General features: G+C 53.3%; 1 rRNA gene. It reads left to right on the forward strand.

Going from position 1 to position 535, the window contains the following annotated elements:
- A 23S ribosomal RNA gene (locus C5Y44_RS13170) occupies positions 1–535 on the forward strand; the annotation flags it as partial.

Consider the following 535-nt stretch of genomic DNA (forward strand, 5'->3'; position numbering starts at 1 on the left):
GCGTAATAGCTCACTGGTCGAGTGGTTTTGCGCCGACAATGTAGTGGGGCTCAAGCACACCGCCGAAGCCGCGGCAATATTTTATATTGGGTAGGGGAGCGTCGTGCATGGGTTGAAGCAATACTGTAAGGAGTTGTGGACTGTGTGCGAGTGAGAATGCAGGCATGAGTAACGAATTGGACAGTGAGAATCTGTCCCGCCGGATGACTAAGGGTTCCTGGGTCAAGTTCGTCTTCCCAGGGTGAGTCGGGACCTAAGGCGAGGCCGACAGGCGTAGTCGATGGACAACCAGTTGATATTCTGGTACCCGTATATGCGCGCCCGTGGTAAAGCATTGATACTAACCACCCACAAGCATGTTTCACACTCCTTCGGGAGTGTGGTTCTGTGTGCGTGCGTGGGGCCTGATATGTGGTCCAAGCGATGGGGTGACACAGTGAGGTAGCCATGCCACTTATTGGATTGTTGGTGTAAGCGTGTAGGCCAAGTGATAGGCAAATCCGTCACTTATTTAGGCTAAGGCGTGATGCGGAGC

The organism is Corynebacterium sp. J010B-136 (genome assembly GCF_002967075.1).
Lineage (GTDB): Bacteria > Actinomycetota > Actinomycetes > Mycobacteriales > Mycobacteriaceae > Corynebacterium.